The sequence below is a fragment of the Ruegeria sp. BI11 genome (genome assembly GCF_056538005.1).
The window spans coordinates 69,905-88,772 of record NZ_JBQFSM010000016.1 but is presented as its reverse complement, the minus strand read 5'-3'; the positions used below and the strand labels follow the sequence as shown (position 1 = coordinate 88,772).

At 56.5% G+C, this 18,868-nt stretch carries 18 protein-coding genes and 3 pseudogenes; 9 read left to right on the top strand and 12 right to left on the bottom strand.

Annotation, left to right across the window (positions count from 1 at the left end; all coding sequences use genetic code 11):
* Nucleotides 1–138 precede the first annotated feature (138 nt).
* The 11 genes and pseudogenes from ACR0DT_RS22735 to ACR0DT_RS22685 form a co-directional block, all read right to left on the bottom strand.
* A pseudogene (locus ACR0DT_RS22735) lies at nt 139–822 on the bottom strand (IS6 family transposase).
* Nucleotides 823–981: 159 nt separating this feature from the next.
* Nucleotides 982–1,389, bottom strand: a complete 408-nt coding sequence (locus ACR0DT_RS22730) for a methylglyoxal synthase (RefSeq protein ID WP_480712952.1) — start codon at nt 1,387–1,389, stop codon at nt 982–984.
* Complete coding sequence (locus ACR0DT_RS22725) at nt 1,367–1,894, bottom strand: 2,4'-dihydroxyacetophenone dioxygenase family protein (RefSeq protein WP_480712951.1); 528 nt, start codon at nt 1,892–1,894, stop codon at nt 1,367–1,369. The genes ACR0DT_RS22730 and ACR0DT_RS22725 overlap by 23 nt, the downstream gene beginning before the upstream one ends.
* Nucleotides 1,895–1,908: 14 nt before the next feature.
* A complete protein-coding gene (locus ACR0DT_RS22720) occupies nt 1,909–2,613 on the bottom strand; it encodes an SDR family NAD(P)-dependent oxidoreductase (protein ID WP_480712950.1) in 705 nt (234 codons plus the stop codon).
* Nucleotides 2,614–2,616: 3 nt separating this feature from the next.
* Nucleotides 2,617–3,534 carry a sugar kinase gene (locus ACR0DT_RS22715; RefSeq protein WP_480712949.1) on the bottom strand — a complete coding sequence of 306 codons (918 nt, stop codon included), beginning with the start codon at nt 3,532–3,534 and terminating at the stop codon, nt 2,617–2,619.
* A 61-nt stretch (nt 3,535–3,595) separates the two neighbouring features.
* Nucleotides 3,596–4,786 (bottom strand): L-dopachrome tautomerase-related protein, encoded by a 1,191-nt coding sequence (locus ACR0DT_RS22710; protein ID WP_480712948.1) that lies wholly within the window; start codon nt 4,784–4,786, stop codon nt 3,596–3,598.
* A 73-nt stretch (nt 4,787–4,859) separates the two neighbouring features.
* Entirely contained in the window at nt 4,860–5,510 is a 651-nt protein-coding gene (locus tag ACR0DT_RS22705) for an RraA family protein (RefSeq protein WP_480712947.1), read from the bottom strand.
* A 43-nt stretch (nt 5,511–5,553) separates the two neighbouring features.
* Nucleotides 5,554–6,522, bottom strand: coding sequence for a C-terminal binding protein (locus ACR0DT_RS22700; protein WP_480712946.1), 969 nt, complete (start codon nt 6,520–6,522; stop codon nt 5,554–5,556).
* A gap of 21 nt (nt 6,523–6,543) precedes the next feature.
* A complete protein-coding gene (locus tag ACR0DT_RS22695) occupies nt 6,544–7,554 on the bottom strand; it encodes a DctP family TRAP transporter solute-binding subunit (protein ID WP_480712945.1) in 1,011 nt (336 codons plus the stop codon).
* Between the two features lie 19 nt (nt 7,555–7,573).
* Nucleotides 7,574–8,860, bottom strand: a complete 1,287-nt coding sequence (locus ACR0DT_RS22690) for a TRAP transporter large permease (protein ID WP_480712944.1) — start codon at nt 8,858–8,860, stop codon at nt 7,574–7,576.
* A gap of 3 nt (nt 8,861–8,863) precedes the next feature.
* On the bottom strand, nt 8,864–9,370 hold the full coding sequence (locus ACR0DT_RS22685) for a TRAP transporter small permease (protein WP_480712943.1): 507 nt from the start codon (nt 9,368–9,370) through the stop codon (nt 8,864–8,866).
* A gap of 124 nt (nt 9,371–9,494) precedes the next feature.
* Here ACR0DT_RS22685 and ACR0DT_RS22680 point away from each other — a divergent pair, with 124 nt between their 5' ends.
* The 5 genes from ACR0DT_RS22680 to ACR0DT_RS22660 all read left to right on the top strand — a co-directional run bounded on the left by ACR0DT_RS22680 (nt 9,495) and on the right by ACR0DT_RS22660 (nt 13,494).
* Nucleotides 9,495–10,175, top strand: coding sequence for a GntR family transcriptional regulator (locus ACR0DT_RS22680; protein ID WP_480712942.1), 681 nt, complete (start codon nt 9,495–9,497; stop codon nt 10,173–10,175).
* Between the two features lie 89 nt (nt 10,176–10,264).
* Nucleotides 10,265–11,152, top strand: coding sequence for a helix-turn-helix transcriptional regulator (locus ACR0DT_RS22675; RefSeq protein ID WP_480712941.1), 888 nt, complete (start codon nt 10,265–10,267; stop codon nt 11,150–11,152).
* Between the two features lie 112 nt (nt 11,153–11,264).
* A complete protein-coding gene (locus ACR0DT_RS22670; protein ID WP_480712940.1) occupies nt 11,265–12,218 on the top strand; it encodes an alpha/beta hydrolase in 954 nt (317 codons plus the stop codon).
* 62 nt (nt 12,219–12,280) lie between these two features.
* Nucleotides 12,281–12,790 (top strand): nuclear transport factor 2 family protein, encoded by a 510-nt coding sequence (locus tag ACR0DT_RS22665; RefSeq protein WP_480712939.1) that lies wholly within the window; start codon nt 12,281–12,283, stop codon nt 12,788–12,790.
* Nucleotides 12,791–12,801: 11 nt separating this feature from the next.
* Complete coding sequence (locus ACR0DT_RS22660) at nt 12,802–13,494, top strand: SDR family oxidoreductase (protein ID WP_480712938.1); 693 nt, start codon at nt 12,802–12,804, stop codon at nt 13,492–13,494.
* A gap of 2 nt (nt 13,495–13,496) precedes the next feature.
* Here the strand turns inward: ACR0DT_RS22660 and ACR0DT_RS22655 are convergent, their stop codons facing one another.
* On the bottom strand, nt 13,497–14,333 hold the full coding sequence (locus tag ACR0DT_RS22655) for a LysR family transcriptional regulator (RefSeq protein ID WP_480712937.1): 837 nt from the start codon (nt 14,331–14,333) through the stop codon (nt 13,497–13,499).
* Between the two features lie 91 nt (nt 14,334–14,424).
* On the opposite strand from ACR0DT_RS22655, the gene ACR0DT_RS22650 reads away from it, so the two are divergent.
* From ACR0DT_RS22650 to ACR0DT_RS22635, 4 genes and pseudogenes are all read left to right on the top strand, one after another.
* The gene (locus ACR0DT_RS22650) at nt 14,425–15,420 is read left to right on the top strand and encodes a quinone oxidoreductase family protein (RefSeq protein WP_480712936.1); all 996 of its coding nucleotides are present in this window, start codon (nt 14,425–14,427) and stop codon (nt 15,418–15,420) included.
* Between the two features lie 21 nt (nt 15,421–15,441).
* Nucleotides 15,442–16,197: pseudogene (locus ACR0DT_RS22645) on the top strand (SDR family oxidoreductase); the annotation flags it as partial.
* A 90-nt stretch (nt 16,198–16,287) separates the two neighbouring features.
* A pseudogene (locus ACR0DT_RS22640) lies at nt 16,288–16,780 on the top strand (IS6 family transposase).
* A gap of 170 nt (nt 16,781–16,950) precedes the next feature.
* Nucleotides 16,951–18,735, top strand: a complete 1,785-nt coding sequence (locus ACR0DT_RS22635) for a cobalamin-dependent protein (protein WP_480712935.1) — start codon at nt 16,951–16,953, stop codon at nt 18,733–18,735.
* Nucleotides 18,736–18,868 lie beyond the last annotated feature (133 nt).

Below are 18,868 nucleotides of genomic sequence, written 5' to 3'. Positions count from 1 at the left end.
AATGCAAACTAAATAGGAGCTACACTGATTCTATGGCTTTTCCTATAAGGGCCAAACACCAGCGCGGGCTTTACGACCCGGAACCGGTAGTGTCGCAAAATTTTTGAAGGGTGAGAAACAGTGAAATAACAGGCGCAGTTATCCTGCGATATCAACAAACATCCGAAAGCCGGAAGTCGTATCTCTTGAGAATTGTTTCTTACGGATCATGTTGGCTACCTCAATGCCTTCCAGTGTGGCTGACGCTGATCTGAACGACTTGAAGCCGCACATATGTTGTAGGCGTTGATTGATGAAATCTGTAATCCTGTTCAATCATGTTGTTTAAGTGTTTCTACTTGATTGTCTGTACTCTGGCTGGGCAGCCAAACCGCTTTAGAATCCTGTTCACTTCTCGAATCTCGGCTGCATTGGCGCCACTTTTGTCTATGATGATTTTTTGGGGATCCCGTTTGACGGCTGTGCTTTGGCAAAGAATTTGGTGGCTGCTGGACTATTTCGTCACTCAGACAGCATGAAATCAAAGGTGTTTCCCGTTTTGTCGACCGCTCGATAGAGATATATCCACATACCGTGCACACGGAGATAGGTTTCGTCCATACGCCAGGAACTCTGAGTTGGACGCTTCTTTGATTGCGCACGGGCAGCGACTATCGGCGAGTATTTCACGATCCACCTATTCAACGTGGCGTGGTCAAATCGCACACCGCGTTCAACCATGATCTCTTCCAAATCACGATAGGAAACCGTGTATTGCAAGTAGAAGTACACAGCGTACAAATGGGCAACCTTGGGGAAATGGCAGCCTTTCAAGGAAATCATGCTGAAATCTGTTAGAGTACTATACGCGGATTACAAACGCCTAAAATCTGCATACTCGTCAATGTGGACCCAAAGTTTGCGACACAACCGAAATTGGTAGAGATCTTCTCGCATATGCATCGAATTCCATGCGGCAGTCGGAAAACTGCCAGTCACTCGTTACCGAATTCTCAACTGAAAAATTCCGTTCAAAACGAAATCCGCTGTGCTCGGACTGCTTGCGAATGGTAGGTCGTAAACAATCGCCAGCCGGCTCAAGGCTTTGACATCCACATCGTGGGGCATCGGCGACATCGGGTCTATGAAGAAGAATAAGCCATCGAGCTTGCCTTCACATATCATCGCACCCAATTGCTGATCGCCTCCCAACGGGCCGCTTTTGAGTGCAGTCACCTGAAGCTCGGGCAAGGCTGCGCTGATGCGGCCGCCGGTGGTTCCTGTGGCAAAAAGGCTGGCCCGGCGCAGAGTTGCGGAATGCGTTTTGGCCCATTCCACCATCAGATCTTTCTTGGCGTCATGCGCAACCAATGCCAGTTGCAGCCGACTATCTGATGAACTGCTCGACATAATCCGCACCCAGACCTACTTCCTCATAGTGCTTACGGCACATGTCGATCTTGGTAAAGACATCCTCGTAGCCCATGGTTTTGCCCCACGGGTCGACATAGAGCATTACTCCGTTCACCTGAAAGTAGGTGATCATCTCAAACACGTCATCCGGCACGACCAGCGTGTGGGTTTCACCCGGCGGCTCAAACACGTAACCGCCTTCTTGTGCGACCCAGTCATGTTCCAGATAGTGCCATCGGCCTTTCAGAACAAAGCCATGCACGGGCTGGGGGTGTCGATGCCGGGACAGAACGCCTGATTTCCGGACGCGCAGCAAGTTCATCCAGTAGCCCTGCGACCGGTTCAGGCAGAGCGGCCGGAACGACACGTTTTCAGTCTGAGGAACCCAGATGCGCTCATCCTCGGCAACAGCATTTGGGATGACGATCTCATCCTGCGCATCCTTTGGGAAAGGAAGCTGATAGGGTGTTCTGGGGTCTTCGTCGTGTCCTTGCACGGGCATGGATTGTTTCCTCTTCACATTGCAGAATAGCCACCGTCCACTGGGTAGATGGCACCGGTGACAAATGCGGCCTCTTCAGACAACAGCCAAGATACCAAGGCGCCCACCTCTGATGGTTTGCCCCAGCGCTCCAAGGGCGTTCGACCAAGGATTGGCTGGTTTCGGGATGGATCAGCGCGCAGAGCCTCGGTCATTTCGGTTTCGATCCATCCGGGGGCAACCGCATTGACGCGCAAACCGTCTGCCGCCCATTGCCCGGCTAGAGCTTTGGTCAATTGCGCCACCCCGCCCTTGCTGGCGGAATAGGCAGGCACCAAAGGACCCCCAAAATAACTGAGCATCGACGCGGTGTTCACGATTGCTCCACTGGACGCGGTCAGAAGGGGCTGAGCCGCCAAACAACAGCGCATGGTGCCCGTCAGATTGACGTCGACCACCTTTTCGAAGGTTTCGATATCGTATTCTGCGGCTCGAGCCAGTATCCCGGCACAGTTCACCAAACCATCCAAGCGCTGCATATTCGTGAAGAAGGTGTTCACAGCAGTGGTATCGCGCACATCAAGCTGTGCGCATGTATCTTTTGGGTTGAGCTTTGCGTAGTGCGCCACTTCATCTGCGCCGACCCCCGTTGCCGTAATACGCCATCCCTTCTGCCGCAAAGTGTCGGCGATACCGGCCCCGATTCCGCGAGTTCCCCCTATGACAACGGCGTGTTTCATGGGTTAGTCTCCTTCCGCAAGGAACGTCTCGACCGCGCCCTTGCGCGGCATTGGGGCGACTGCGCCGTACCCTTGGGTCGATAGGGCGGCGGCTGCGTTGGCATAGCGGGCTGCCCGAAACGGATCATCGCCAGCGACGATACGCGACAGGAAAGCACCGTCAAATGTGTCGCCTGCGGCGGTGGCATCTACCGCTTCGACCTGGCGGCCTTTGACACGCTCGCGCATGTCAGGTGTCACCACCAGGGTCCCTTCGGCCCCCAGCGTCAGGGCAACAATTTTTGCCCCGAGGTTCAGGTAGAAGTCTGCGATGGTATCCGGATCGGACAGGCCTGTCAGTTGCTCGGCATCATCCAGACCGGGAAGGGCAATATCGCACTGTGACATGGCGGCATGTGTCACAGCGCGCGCGCGCTCGATCGGCCAGAGCTTCAGGCGCAGATTGGTGTCGTAGGACACGAGGCCTCCGGCATCTTTCGCGATCTGGATGGCGCGAAATACAGCATCCGCAGCAACATCCGATATCGCCTGACTGATGCCCGAAACATGCAGGATCTTGGCCGTTTGCAGCGCGGCTACCGGCAGATCATCCGGCCCCATCCGGCTGCTGGCAGAGCCTGCGCGGAAATAGCTGAACTCGTGCCCGTTCGCGCCATGCGTCACGAAATAAACCCCGGTATGAGCGTCCGTAACCTGTCGAACGGTCGACGTATCAACCCCTTCGGCCTGCCACAAATCCATGAACGAGTTGCCGAAAGTATCCGCCCCGATATGCGTCACGTACCCTACGGATGCACCCTGACGCGCAGCAGCGATGGCACAATTCGACGTGTCGCCGCCATGTCCGGGCAGGTAATTCCCATCGGGCTGCTGATTGAACTCCAGCATCGGTTCGCCAAGGCACAGAATATCGGGGGTCATTGGTGTCTCATTTCCGAAAAAGGGGTCAGCCCCGAAAGGCTGACCAAGGTGTATGGGAGGATTATTCGGCCGTATAGCTTTGGCCGACACCCGGAATCTTCCAGATGCGGAAGTTCGGGATTTCGGGGTCTTCAAAGTTCATGTCACCATCGACCCAGACATGCAGGTGGTTCGAGACCACATACATCTCGCCATCCGGACCCCAGGCCAGCGTGTCCGGCCAGTTCATTTCCGGGTGGTGGACGAAACGGCTGACCTCGCGCGTGGATTCATCGAATTTCATGATGCCGTCCAGTGACAGGGCGGTCATATAGATGTTGCCTGCGTTGTCCGCCGTCATCCCATCGGTGTTCGATGGTAGCACTGCGGCAACCTCAACTGCGTTTTCAATCACCGTCTCATTGGTCGCGAAATCACGCAGGATTTCGGTCGGCAGGCTATAGAGGTGATTTCCCGTCAAGTTGGTCCAGTAGAGTGTTTCTTTGTCGCCAGACAGCGCGATTCCGTCGGCACCGGTGCGCATGCCGCCATTCTTCAGCACCGGACGGTCGTCGATATTGAAGAAGAAATTCGGCTCATCATTGGTAAACCGGTGCTGATCCAGAATGCGGCGCACAGAGTTGGTGTTGCTGTCATAAACGATCAAGCCACCATGTAGCGGGTCACAGAAGATGCCGCTGTCGGCGATATAGGCAAAGCCGGTGTCGTTATCGACAGCCAGATCGTTCAGGAAAGAACACTGACGATCCGCTTCTTCCGCCGTAAAGACATAGCGTTGAATTTCCTTGTTTTCTTTCAGATCCCAGAGCACAAGCTTCGCGTCGCCATCCTCGAACGGAGGGCCTGCCACGTGGCCCTGATCCAGGATCCACATCACGTCATTGCGGTCGATCTCAAAGCCCAGCACGGCCTTCAGACCATCGGGATTCGACATGCTGTTCATGTCCTCGGACGGAAACGCCTCCAACTCCCACGTGTCGCCGTTTTTGACCAGTTTGGAGACGGTCGAGGGGATCTCGGCGCCGCCCCAGCGCGCGGTAGACACATAGATGTTGCCTTGACTGTCAACCTTGGCGCCCTGAACCAGCGCTTTGCCGAAGATTTCGCTGCCTTCCCAAGCTGATTTTGTCGCCTCGTCCTTGACGGCATAGGGCAGACTGTTCCATTCCGCGACGACCTCGGGCCCGTTCGCGAGCGCCGGGGTGGCCAGAACGGCGGTAAGGGCCACCGTGTTGAGCATTCGTTTCAGCATGTATTCCTCCCTTGCTGAGGTCTGGTGTCCCGCAGGTTGTTGCCGCAACCTGCGGGGCGTCTATCGGTTTGATTTAGATACGGCCGTATTTAGCCAGACCTTCGCGCAGCGAACCGGTTTCGATGATCAGGCGGGCCTGTTCAGCTTCGCGCGCGTCGATCTCGCGGGCCATTTCCAGAACCGCTTCGGCATGGTCGCGAGGCACGGATACTGCGCCGTCAATATCGGCCACGATGACATCGCCGGGGTGCACAATCACCTCGCCCATTGCGACCTCGACATTCGAGGCTAGCGTCCGAATGCGGCCCAGCGTGGTGCCCGGGCTTACACAGCGGGAATAGACTGGGAAGTCATAGTCGCGCTTGATCTCAACAAGGTCACGAACACCACCGTCCAGAACAGCACCTTCGTGCTTGTTGGCGACGGCGCCTGCTGTCATCAGACCACCCCACAGCGCCACATCGGTGGTGCCGTTGGTCGAGATCACAATGACCGAACCGGCCTCGGACTCATCAATGGCGTCCAGCGCGTGCTGGGGTGGCAGAAACTCATCAGTCGGACCTTCCAGAATGGTCACGGCAGGGCCAACAATTTTCTTTTCGTTGATGCGCGGCTTGATCGAGGCAGGCAGAAAGCCGGTTTTTCCTGCGATCTTGTCTACCGCGTCTGCAACGGATGCCGTGGCCACTTCGCGAAACCCGGCAACGAGTTCTTGAGTGTTCATGAGTATTATCCTCTTGGGTCAGATAGTTAGAAAGCGGGGCGTCTCACCACGGGTTTTTCCAGCTTTTGGGCTGATCCCCGTTGAGAACGCGGGTGATTTCTTCGGCGGCGTTGCGCTGCAGTACCGCAACCGAGCGTTCCGAGTACCAAGCGGCATGATCGGACACGATTGTGTTGGCGCTATGCAGCAGCGGGTTGTCAGGGGCGACCGGTTCCTGTTCGAACACATCGATGCCAGCGCCAAATATGCGCCCGTGGTTCAGAGCGTTGGCAAGCGCCGCCTCATCAACCAAACCCCCGCGCGATACATTGATCACGATCGAGCTTGGCTTCATCATCGCAATGTGTTCGGCATCCAGGATATGCCGCGTTTCAGGGGTGAGTGGCGCGTGCAGGCTGATCACGTCGGCTGACTTGCAAAGCTCGGCCAGATCAACCTTTTGCACATCGGCAGCGGCGGCAGCCTCGTCTCCAAGGTACGGGTCCAAGACCAACACGGACGCAAACCCAAGCGCCCGGAACTTTTGCGCTGCCTTCAACCCGATCTTGCCACACCCGATCAGGCCAAGGGTGGCGTTTTCGCGGCTGGGGATCAGGGCCGCCTGGCCGATGCCCCATTTGCCTTGTCGCACTTCGGCATCGCGCGACGGGATGCGCCGCTGCACCGCCAGATAGAGCGCCAGGGCGTGTTCGCTGACCTCAGTCTCGGCCCCGTAATCGGGGACATTCGCGACGTAAATGCCGCGCGACTGCGCGTAGTCCAAGTCGATGTTGTCGACGCCCACACCATAGCGGACGACGACTTTGAGGTTTGGGCAGGCGTCGATTACCGCCGCATCCACCGCGCGTTCGCGCACAAGGATGGCGACCGGGTTCAACGCCTGCAGGGCTAAGACCGCCTCAGTCTCCGGCGCGACCGGTGCGATTTGAACGTCCTGCTCAGCCAGCACCGAGGCTTCGGTGTCATAAGCGGCATAGCCGGGTTCCAGGATTGCGATGGTCTGGCGGGTCATGTGACGGTCTCTCGGCATGGGTTACTGGGCCTTGTACGCTTCGACAGCAGCGTCGAGGCGGTTCGGCCAGTCCTCACCAATCTCACCGACGATGTATTCGCGCACGGCAGGCTGCGCGGCTTCGCGGAACATGGCCTTCTGCTCGGGGCTGACGGGAACGACCTCCATGCCTTTTTCCGAAAGGATTGCGGTGGCATTCGCATCCTGCGCAGCGGTCATGCCGCGGTGGATCGTCTTCGAGATCTCAACGCACTGTTCGACGGCCTTTTTCTCGTCGTCCGTCAGGCTTTCGAAGAACATGTCCGACATCAGGTAGGCGTGCCAGCTGAACACGTGCCCATCCAGTGAAACGTATTTCTGGTGCTGGTAGAGCGAGGCGTTGACGATGTTGGTCACGCCATTTTCCTGACCGTCCACAACACCCTGCTGCAGCGCGCCGGGCAATTCTGGCCACGGAACCGGTGTTGCCGAAGCGCCCAGGCTTTCAACCAAAGTCACCCAAACCGGCGCCGTCATCACCCGCATTTTCAAACCCTCCATATCGGCGGGTTCAGCCACGGGTTTGACGTTGTTGGTGAAGTTGCGCACGCCGTTGTCGGCCACACCAAAATTGCGGATGCCCGTCTGGGCCAGCATGTCTTCAGCCAGTGCGTCACCGAATTCACCGTCCATCACTGCCCAGGCCATCGCCTGATCGTCAAACAGGTAAGGCATCGCCAGAACCGAGAAGGGTTTGTAGACGGCCGAGATCGGACCGTCATGGATCGCGGCCATTTGAACGGTGCCCAGCTGTAGCCCTTCCATGATCTCGGACCCGCCACCAAGCTGCGATGCCGGGAAGATCTGAACGTCGATCGAGCCCGAGGTTTTGCCCTCGACACAGGCCTCAAAGGCCAGGGCTGCGGCGTGTTTCGGCGAGCTCAGGTCAGCGGCTTGAAAATGCGCGTATTTCAGCTCCTTGGCCGAGGCTGCACCGGCAGCGGTCATTGCAATAACAGCCGTGGCCGTCATCAGTTTTGACATGGCTTTCATGAGGTTCCTCCCTTTCATGTCAGTTCGCAAATCCAAAGAAGTTGGGGATGAAGGTGCTGACGCCAGGCACAAGAATGACCAGAAGCAGCACCACGAGTTCAGCCAGCAGCAGCGGCAGAACCGCTTTTGACAGGCGTTCGATTTTCAATTGTCCGACCGTCGCGATCACGAACAGCACCGGACCAACCGGAGGGGTGATCATCCCGATGGTCAGGTTCAGCACCAGCATCATCCCGAATTGCAGCGGGTCGATCCCGGCGGAATAGGCAATGGGACCGAGGATCGGAGTCAGGATGATCAGCGCGGGCAGCGTGTCGATGAAGAAGCCGCAAATCAGGGCGAATATGGCCAGAATGAACAGGATGCCCAGACGGTTGTCACTGATCTGTGTGATCAGTTTGGCCAATTCCTGCGGGATCTGCAGATAGGTCAGCAGCCAGGCAAAGATCGACGCCATCGCCACGATCAGGAAGACCGACGACGTCACCACGGCGGCCCGCACGAAAGCGGCGTATAGAGTTCGGAACGTGAAAGCCCGCAGGATGAAGCCAAGGAACAGAGCGTAGGCTGAAGCTACGGCGCCTGCCTCGGTCGGCGTGAAAACACCGAAAAGGATACCGCCCAGAATGATTGCCGGCATTATCAGGGCCGGAATAGCTGACAAGGTGGCGCTGCGCAATTCGGACATGGTTGCGCGATGCTCGCGCCCGCGATAGCCAAACCGTGTGGACACGATATGATTGGCGATAGCCAGCGCGACACCTAGCAGAACGCCCGGCACGATCCCTGCCAGAAACAGCCCCGCAACCGTCACACCATTAGTCGAGATCGCAAAGATCACAGCCAGAATGGATGGTGGAATGATCGGACCGATCGTTGCCGTCGCGGCGGACAGGGCACCGGCATAGTTCTTTTCATACCCGGCCTCGCGCATCATCCGCATAACGATGGCGGAAGGCCCCGCCGCATCTGCCAGCGCTGACCCGCTGATCCCAGCAAACAGCATGGATACCAGTATGTTCACATGTCCCAGGCCTCCGCGCACATGGCCGACCAACGCGTTGGCGAAGCGCAACAAGGCGTTGGTCAGGCCGCAGGCTGTCATAAGTTCAGACGCCAGGATGAAAAACGGTACCGCCATCAGGGGGAAACTGTCGATCCCGGCGAACATGCGTTGTGTTGCCACCAGCGGGTTCAGTGAGCCGTCGATGAAGATCGCGGATAGCCCCGCGATTCCCATCGTGAAAGCCACGGGAACACCAAGAAAAAGTGTGGCGAAGAACAAAATGATTAGCGTTTTTGCCACGGCTTAAACCCCCGCCTCGTCACGTTCGGGGCTTAGTCCATACTCAAAATCTTGATTAACGAAGCGTTTGGCAAAGAAGGCCAGCTGGATCAGGAACAACGCGCATCCTATCGGAATCGCCAGATAGGGAATGCCGCGCGAAATGCCGGTGGACATGGTTTCCTTGTTCCAGCCGAATTCGACGAATTGTATGCCTAGCCACAGCATCGTCGCCATGAAACCGAACATCACGATGACGATGCACCAACGTAGCGATCGGGCTAGAACATCCGGCAACAGATCAGGAAAGGTGGTGATCGCTACCAAACGGCCTTCACGCAGGGCAAGGCCAGCCCCGCAAAACGCACCAAGGATCATCAGGTGCCGAGCGACCTCTTCGACCCAGGCCAGGGATGATCCCAGCCCATAACGCCCAACCACGTTGGCAAAGACAATTGCAAAGACCGCAGCCAGCGCCAGAGCAACGAGCGCACGGTTCAACGCAACAATCCATGTTTCCAGAATTTGCAAAGACGCCCCTCCCGATGTCGTCTCCTTGTGAGAATCGAAACTGGCATACAGTATGCCAATATGTCAACACTAACACATTGTATGCCAGATGCGAGGCTGCTACTGTCGAACCGAGGAGAGCGATATGAGCCCATTCAACAGACCGAAATCATTGACGGAATTGGTGACTGAAAATCTTCGCGAGCGGATCATCAAAGGCGAATTCGAACTGGGTGAGCAGTTGTCTGAAGCTCGAATCGCCAAGAATCTTGAGGTCAGCCGCACCCCTGTGCGAGAGGCGATCAATCGGCTTGAAATGGAAGGTCTATTGGTCGTTGAGCCGCAAAGGGGGTCTTTCGTGTTCAATCTGGAACCGGAAGAATTGGCCAAGCTATGCGATGCCCGTGTCTGCCTTGAGACAACCGCCCTAACTTCGGCCATGCAAGCGAACCCGCAGGCGCTTCATGCCGCGCTTGAAGATTGCGTTGTCCGAATGACAGCAGCCCGTGAAGCTGCGGATGATGCAGAATATCTTTATCTGGATACTCTATACCACCAATGCCTTTTCGACTGTGCCGACAATCGGTTTCTGAATGATGCCTATCAAACGATTGCATTGAAAATGGCGGCGTTGCGCAGCCGGTTGGGGCACCACCCGGATCACATGGCTAAGTCCTATCGGGAGCACATTGAGTTGCTTCAGTGCGTCGAGAATGGCGATGTTCCAAAAGCGCTGGACGTACTGAAACTTCACATAGACCGGAAAGAAGGGTCCTATTGGAGTGACGCAACTAATATGGACGGCCCGATCCAGCCGGTGAATTGAGCGGTTCTACTTCCTGTGTAAAACCAAACGCGTTGCCTGCAAGTCAGATACTTGCGAAAATTGGCCAAAGTCAGTGCTGGAAACAGAGAATGCCACTGAGGTATGCAGACATTTACCCTTCCGAGCCGTTGCTCAATAGCGACGCGATTGGGCGTCCGTCGGCAGCTGGACTGATGTCAGTCAGGTATTTTCAGGCAAAACCGGACCATATGCCCGAAGCGGTTTTCGAAGAACATCACGTCCTTCTGAATCTTCAGGCAAACGCGCATCGGGTTCAGAACTGGCGGGACGGAAAATTGCGTGATTTCACGTTTTGCAAGGACGATATTATCGTCACCCCTGCCGGTATGCGCTCGGGTTGGCGATGGTATGAGTCGTCTGATGTCATTGTTATCACGCTGGATCCGGCCAAGGTGGAACGCTTTGCACAGGCCGAACTTGGCATGTTGCTCGATCCGCAACAGTTCCGGAACTTGCCGCAGTTCTCGGACCCTGACCTTTGTGCTGCAGGTGTCATATTGCGGGACGCGCTTGAGGCGGATGACATGTCTTCCGCGGTCATGTTCGAGGCCATGAGCCGGGTGTTTCTGGTCAAACTGCTTCAGAAATATGGAAAACATCGCGCCGAAGATATTGAGCTGACTTCTCGGTTCACCTCTCAACATTACCAGCGCGTTTTGGACTACGTACAAAACCGGTTGGATCAGACGATCACCGTGGATCAAATGGCGGACGAGGCGGGGATGAGCCCATCGCATTTCGCCCGGGTCTTCAAGGAAACGCTAGGGTCAACCCCAATGCAGTATGTCATGGCCTATAGAATTGAGCAGGCGATGAAGATGATGCAGGATCACGGTCGCCCGTTGGGGAATATAGCTCTGGCGTGTGGGTTTTCGGATCAGGCGCATTTCACACGCAGCTTCAAGCAGGTGGTGGGTCAGACTCCGCGCGCATTCCGCGCTGGAAACGACGCCTGAGCAGGATCCTTCAAAAACACGGCAGTCCGGTGCAAGTATGCCGGGCTTTCTAAAGGTATCTCTTTGGTCATCGGGCTTGCGCCCATCCAGACAGATTTTGGGAGATACCGCCATGAAAACGTTCACTCTGAACACCGCCGCTGCGCTGATGGCTTCGTCAGCTGCGATTGCTCAAGTAGAGACCCGCACCGTGACCTTCGAAAATGAAGGCGCGACCTTGTCCGGCACGCTCTATCTGCCAGAAGAACGCGGTGATGCGCCTCTGCAGACCGTCGTGGTCACCGGTGCGTGGACCTCTGTGCAAGAGCAGATGCCCGCCAACTACGCCCGCGAAATGGCCGAACGTGGTTTCGCCGCCTTCACTTTCGATTTCCGTGGGTGGGGTAAATCCGGCGATCTGCCCAACCATGTGCGCTTTGTTGAAAGCCCCGAGGCCAAGACTTCGGACATCGAAGCCGCGTTCAGGTTCGTTGCGAGTCTGCCAGAGGTGGATGCCGATCACATCAACGGCCTGGGTATCTGCGCTTCGGCTGGATACATGGTCGATGCCGTTTCCGGTAACCCACTGGTTCAGCGCCTGGGCCTAGTCGCGCCTTGGCTGCAGAATGAAGAAATCGTCAAGGCGGTTTACGGTGGCGAAGAAGGCGTTGCAGGGCTGATCGAAGTCTCCCAAGCGGCTGAGGCTGCAGGCGGTCAGATTATACCTGCCGCAGGTCCAGAAGGTGCCGAAGGTGTCCTGATGCCGATCGGGGGCTACTACTACGAGGCCGACCGTGGCGCGATCCCTGAATACGACGACAAATGGAACAATGCGGGTTGGGAAGGCTGGCTGACCTATCACCCTGCTGACAATCCGCAGCGTTTGGACAAACCGCTGGCGGTTGTCCACTCGGAAAGTGCAGCGATCCCGCAGGGTGTGCAGACTTTCCTTGCCGGATTTGCCGGGGAAACGACGGCGCAGTGGCTGGAAGACGTCACGCAGTTCGATTTCTACGACAACCCCGAGGACGTGACCCGCGCGGCGGACACTGTGGCCGATCACTTCCGCGCCGGCCTGGACAACTAAGCAGCTAACTGGGCGTTGGGATTCCGTCCGGCGCCCATCCCTGATTTATTCGGAGCACCCCCATGTACAGAAAGTTTACAACAACTCTCGCCGCGGCCTCTCTGATCGGCGGCGTGGCCTTTGCCGATCAACAGGTTGATATCTCAACCTCAATCACTGACATCGCCGCCGGTGCGGATCGCCATGATTGGATCCGCGTGCGCAGCGCGTTTGCCGACACCGTCACCACCGATTACACCAGTCTTTGGGGTGGGGAACCGGCGACGCAACCCGCTGATGACCTTGTGGCGGGCTGGGCCGCCTTCCTTCCGGGTTTTGACAGCACGCATCACATGGTGACCAATCACTCGGTCACCTCGATTTCCGAAAGCTCTGCGACAGCCGATGCCGACTTCACGGCGACGCACCGGATCGACGATGGTCTTTGGGTGTTGGGCGGCCGCTATAGCTACGAGCTGCAAAAATCAGATAATCGCTGGGTCGTCACCTCGATGACCATGACGGCGTTGTGGGAAACCGGTGACCGCGGCCTTGTCGCCATTGCTGGCGAACGCGCCGCTGAGGCGAATTGAGAGAGGAGACCATGACCAATCAACGCATCGCACTCGTGACCGGAGCCAATCGCGGCATCGGCAAAGAAGTCTCCCGCCAACTGGCGCAAAACCATGGGGTGAAAGTTCTGGTGGGCGCTCGCGATCTGGAAAAAGGGCGAGCTGCAGCGAAGGACATTGGGCATGGGGTGGAAGCTCTGCAATTGGATGTATCCAATCCTGACTCGGTCGTGACCGCCTTTTCGATGATTGAAGCCACCTATGGGCACCTCGATGTCCTGGTGAACAATGCGGGCGTGGATTACGACACGGATCAGCAGGCCCATCGCGCGGATCTTGAGCGCGTGCGCCTTGCGTTTGACACTAACCTCTTCGGTGCTTGGGACACAACAATCGCCGCGATATCGTTGCTGCAACGCGGAAAGGATGCGCGGATCGTCAACGTGTCTTCAGGGGCAGGAGCGCTGACCGGTATGTCCTCCGGCACACCTGGCTATGGTATTTCCAAAGCGGCGCTGAATGCGCTGACCATTAAAATCGCAGCGGAGTTGGAACCCCAGGGTATCCTCGTCAACGCTGTTTGCCCCGGTTGGGTGGCCACGGACATGGGCGGCGGAGGACGTCCAGTGGCCAACGGAGCAAAAGGTGTCGTTTGGGCGGCAACCTTGCCGAAAAATAGCCCGACCGGCGGGTTCTTTCGCGATGGTGTCGCGATTGCTTGGTAAGTCTATCCGGGAGCCATGAAATCAATCAGCTTACGGACCCGCGCCGGCAAGAGGCGGCGGCCAGGATAGACGGCGAACATGCCCCGCGCCAGAGGCACGGCATCCTCGACCTCAAGAGGGTGCAAGTCACCGCCCACCATGTCCCTAGGCAACATTGCGACACCCAGATTGCGTCCGGCAGCCTGTGCGATGACGTCAAGGTCGCTTAAGCTGTGGGTGATATGGGATGGCTGCAATGTCTCCCGGGTCTCTAGCACCCAGGGTTGCCCTGCTGCCAGAGCAGGCAACTTCAGAAACTCCTGCCGCGATACCGGCCCGCTAAGCCCGCGTTTTTGGATGAAGCCCTTCCCGGCGCAGAAACAGTAGGGAACCGACCAAAGCCGCTTGGCGACCAGGCTGGAATCCGTCAGGGGACCGAGCCGAAAGGCCAGGTCGATATTGTCACGAAAGAAATCCAGCATCATGTTTGTCGTGGTCAACTCGAGTTCCACGTCCGGATTCCGTTCCGCAAAATCCAGTAGGCGCGGGCCTATGGTTGTACGGGCTGCCAGCGGAGGGGCAGTAATGCGGATGGTTTGCCGTCTTGTTTCATCCGCAAAGCCTGCGATGCCCTGAAGCGCTTCAATCGGGTCCTGACAGCGATCCAGAAGGCGACGTCCTTCTTCGGTCAGGCGAACTTGACGGGTCGTGCGTTCAAACAGTTTGATGCCCAGATGGTCCTCCAACTCAGCAACCCTGCGGCTGACCCGACTAAGTGGTATGCCTAATCGATCAGCGGCCTTGGAAAAGCTTAGGTGATTGGCGACAACGGTGAACAGGGCAAGGTCATTGTAGATCATTGTCCCATTTTTGAGATAATATCTTACAATATCAACTATTATTAATACAAATACCAACCTCTACCTTCTGCGCAACAGAAGGAGACATCTAATGCCCTATGCAATTGAGATTACCCAGACTGGCGGGCCCAACGTCCTGCGCAAAACCGACCTCGACATTTTAAAACCCGGTGCTGGAGAGATCCTGATCCATAACCACGCCGGGGCCATTAACTTCATCGACACGATCATACGCCGGGGCGAGATGCCCGAGGGAATGATGCCCAATCTGCCGCATGTGCCAGGTGTCGAAGGGGCCGGAGTCGTTGAAGCTTTGGGCGATGGTGTCGAAGGTTTCTCTATAGGTGATCGTGTGGCTTGGATGGGTCCAATCGGCGCGGGCGGTTATGGCACGCATTCGGTGATCGAAGCGCCCTATGTAACCCGGCTGGCCGACAACATCAGCTTTGAAACAGCAGCCTCGATCCCGGTAAACGCGATGACCGCATACCATATGCTGGTCAATCTTGGCGACGCGGCGGCGGGTAAATCTGTGTTGGTTCACGCGGCTGCGGGCGGTGTTGGAACGATGGCCCTGCATATCGCCAAACATTTGGACATGACCGTAATCGCCTCGGCCAGTACCGACAAGGTTGGTTATGCGCGCGCGCAAGGCGCAGATCACGTCATAGACTACCGCCAAGAGGATGTCGCCGCCCGGGTGATGGAGATCACAGGCGGGCGCGGCGTTGACCTGACATTGAACCCAATTTCAGGCGAGACCCTAAAATCTGACCTCGATGCGTTGGCGCCGCTTGGCACAGCTGTGTTGTTCGGTTTTCTCGCGGGTCCGCCCGTTGGCAGCTTTGCCGAAGATCTGGCGAAGCACTTCCAAAAATCCGTCGCTGTCCGGGTTAGCGACATCTACACCTATTTCGTGAACCACCCCGACGCTTTCAGTACGGATATGGCGGCTGTGTTCGAACTGCTGGAAACCGGCGTTCTGCGTCCTCAGATCACCGCGTTGTCGATTGCTGAAGCTGCCAAGGCCCATCGCCGTCTGGAAGCAGGCGAGACTACCGGCAAGCTTGTATTGAGCATCGACTAACTCAATCAGGCAAATCGAAAGACAAGGACCAAAGAAATGAGCATAGTTTTCGAAACGGCCCTCGCGGATAAACACGTCGTCATCGTCGGAGGCGGCAGCGGAATCGGTAAAGCAGCGGCGGAAATGGCCGTCGCGCTTGGGGCGCGTGTCACAATCGCCAGCCGCAGCCAAGCCAAGTTGCAGGCGATAGCCGAGGAAATCGGAGGCGGGGTGCAGATCGCGCCAGTGGATATGACAGACGAGAAGGAAGTGAGATCCTGGGCTGCAGGCCTTGGCAAGGTGGACCATTTGGTGATCTCCGCCTCCAGTGCTGCGCACGGAGCCTTTGCCGAGCTGCTGACCGACGATCTGCGCGGTATGATAGAGGCCAAATTCATCGGCCCTTATGTGGCTGCGCGCCAAGTGTTGCCGACATTGAGCGCTGGCGGGTCCATCACATTTTTCTCTGGCGTACTCAGCCGCCGCCCGTCCGCGGGGGCGGCAGGTCTTGGTGCCGTGAACGCCGCGGTCGAGGCTCTGACCAAGGGGCTGGCGCTGGAACTGTCTGGGCGGGCACGGGTGAACTGCATCAGCCCCGGCATGGTCGCCACGGAAGCCTATGCCGGAATGTCGGACGAGGCGCGAGACGACATGTATGCCCAAGTCGGCACCAGCTTGCCCGTCGGACGCGTCGGAGCGGCGGAAGAGGTTGCGCAGGCTGTTATCCTGGCGATGACAAATGGCTTCCTGACCGGCGCTGTCCTAGACGTAGACGGTGGCCATTTGGTCCGCGGTTAGGGTTCTGTCGAAAGTTTCCTGAGCTCTCTGTTTGAGTTTAAACCCTCGAGAGATCGGCGGCCCGAGTTTCTCATTTGGAATGCAGCGAAGATGGTTTCATTCAAAGTTGCGCACTTCCCAAAGGATGTGATCCTACAAACCGTGTTCTTCTATCTGCGCTACGGTGTTTCATATCGCGATTTGGAAGAAATCATAGCGGAACGCGGAGTAGATCTTGATCACTCGACACTAAACCGTTGGGTCAGTCGATAGGCCGACGTCGTAGCTGATGCCGCACGGTATCGGAAACGCCGCAGAAACCGTTCCTGGCGCATGAATGAAACGTATGTCAAAAATAAAAAGTGAATGGATTTACCTTCATAGAGCCATCGACAAAAATGGCGAAACTCTTGACCTCATGTTATCCAAGCGCCGGAACAAGACCATTGATTTAAGCCGACGGATCAGGCCCATGCTCGGCTTCAATTCCTTCGCTCCAGCCGCATCTGTCCTGGATGGCATCGAGTTGGTCAACATTATCCGCAACGGTCAATTCACGCTTGGACTCCGCCTGCTTCGGAAGTTCGTCCAACTGGCGGGATAACCGGCTCACCAACTCCACTGATGCTGTCGCTACAAAATTTGCGACAGAACCAACGGAAGTTATGGTGGAAGAAGCAGTTTCTTCCTCAATTCTTGACTAAACGAGGGCGAATTTCGCCAATGCCGGCAGCACCAACTTGTCAATTGTCCTGATTTCATCATCCTGACCCTATGAGCGAGCCCATTTACAAAATCGAACGTGCCGAGCTTCTTCCGGAACAGGATTTGCCAAATGGCGCAGATCTGCTGGGCAATGGTAAAAACATGGTGTCCTGTTGGGCCGTTGGCGACAGTGCATTTCGTCGCGCGACCGGTTGCAGGAACGAGATTGAGTACAAGCAATATCGTATGCAATCCGGTCATGTGATGCAGCATGCGCACCTCGGGTTCCGTGATCTTGCGCACACAGTTGATGCCATCCAATGTGTTTATGACAGCTGTTCAAAACGGGGGGTGCAAATTGATCGGTTTGGCATGTGTTTGGATTGGTCCATGGGCTTTCCAAGGGACCGGCGCACAGATCAGGCTCGCGGAACCGGAATTCTCCTGAACGACGCAGGGGCCTTTGCACGCCTGACAGAGGTAAGCCCCGCCGCAATGCACTTTGGTGACTTTATGCTGGGGTTTCCCGCAGCGTTGGAAAACACATGTGCGGCACTGGCTGCTGGTGCAACAACAATCGGGAACCTGGGGCAATATTTTACCTTCCGCTTGCCGGGGCATGACGATGACGTTGAAGCGACGCGGGCCACTGTTCAGGCACTTGGCCTTATCGCCGCACAACCGGTTCCGGTTTTGGTGCATTCCAATCTGGATGATGGATATGCCGCGGTATTTGAGGATCTGACCTCGGCGATGGGTCAGGCCTTGCTTGAAAAATACATCGTAACTGACCTGATCGGGGCGCCCTATGCAGTTTGCTACGGCCATCACTTCACCGAACCTTTGACGCGGATTGCATTTCAACGGGCACTGGCAAAAATCAGCGGCGGAGTGCCCGGCTCGCAAATTTACGGCGCAACGGTGCTTTACAAAGGGACCCATGCCGAAAATTTTGCTGGATTGTCGAGCTATCTTCTGTCGGACATCGTGGCACAGCGGCTTCGACCAAGTGGACATGCCTTGAACCCGGTGCCGGTCAGTGAGAATGAGCGCATCCCCGATGTGGCAGAAATCTGTGACGCCCAGTGCCACTTGGGCAGGCTTGTCGAACTGGCGGACGGCTATTTGCCTCTGATCAACACCGATAAGATCGACAGCATAGGCGAGACCCTGTTGCAGGAAGGCCAGGACTTTGCCGACCGGGTTCTGACAGGTCTGTCGCAAGGCGGTATCGATACGAACGACCCGTTTGAGCTGCTGCTGTCTCTGCGTCGTCTGGGCGGACGGGTATTGGAAAGGTCATTCGGTGGAGGCGCAGCGCGCGAGGATGCACCGGGGCGACGAACCCCCATCGTTGGAGCGACAACGCATCGCGAACTGGAGGAAAAAGCCGCGGCGTTTGCTGCATCTGACGCGGGTCGCACGCTCAAAGAGCTTGGGAAGAGACCCGTCCGAATTCTGACTGCGACCACGGATGTTCATGAACATGGTAAAATGCTGTTGGACCTCGTTTTTTACAAAACAGGGTTCGCTGTTGAAGACGGTGGTGTATCAAGCGATCCGGATCATATCGTTACTCTTGCCAAAAAGAAGTCTGTCGATGTGATCGCGCTGAGCACCTATAACGGTGTGGCGTTGCGCTACACAAAAGCTCTGATGCACAAACTGAGAGAGGCCGGGCTCGAACTGCCGGTTCTGATTGGTGGTCGTCTTAACGAAATCCCCGAAGGCAGCAATACAAGTTTACCTGTAGATGTTTCTGCCGAACTTAAAGAAACAGGCGTGTCGGTTTGCGCTGATCTTGAAGCGGCCAGTAATGCGTTAAGCGCCATTTTCGCCAGATCTGGTGACTGAGGAACTACATTGGAAGCAACCATTGGCGCAGACAATGTGAACGACCGGCTCGTTACGCCGTTTGTGAGTTCAATAGCCTCAAAATGTAACACTTGCGGCAAATGTCCGAAAAGCGGGGACGACTGCAGAAATC